Source organism: Candidatus Kosakonia sp. 282A-S69 (assembly GCF_029433855.1).
GTDB lineage: Bacteria > Pseudomonadota > Gammaproteobacteria > Enterobacterales > Enterobacteriaceae > Kosakonia > Kosakonia cowanii_A.
This window is the reverse complement of record NZ_JAROAU010000005.1, coordinates 237,438-237,739: the sequence shown is the minus strand read 5'-3', so window position 1 is coordinate 237,739 and position 302 is coordinate 237,438. Positions and strand designations below refer to the sequence as shown.

At 51.0% G+C, this 302-nt stretch carries 1 protein-coding gene; it reads right to left on the bottom strand.

Features of this window, described 5'->3' with window-relative positions; all coding sequences use genetic code 11:
• Positions 1-191, bottom strand: a 191-nt coding sequence (locus tag PU683_RS22500; RefSeq protein WP_431190973.1) for an acyl-CoA dehydrogenase family protein, incomplete at its 3' end; no start/stop codon positions are given.
• Positions 192-302 lie beyond the last annotated feature (111 nt).

Sequence of the window (302 nt, the reverse complement as noted above, 5' to 3'; positions counted from 1 at the left end):
CCGGCACCGCCGTATTGTTCCGGCACCGGTATTCCCATCAGTCCGTGTTCACCCATTTTTTTGATCAGCTGAAAGGGAAATTCGTCCGTTTTCTCCATGAGTTCCGCAGCGGGAGCAATTTCTTTTCGTGCAAAATCACGCACCATTTTTCGCATCATGACTTGCTCTTGGGTTACATGCAACTCGGCCACCCCCGGATGGAATAGACTTTAGGAAGTTCTCTCCTCATAGTCATAAAAACCGCGTCCGCTCTTTTTGCCAAGCCAGCCTGCTTTGACATACTTGCGGAGCAGCGGGCAAGG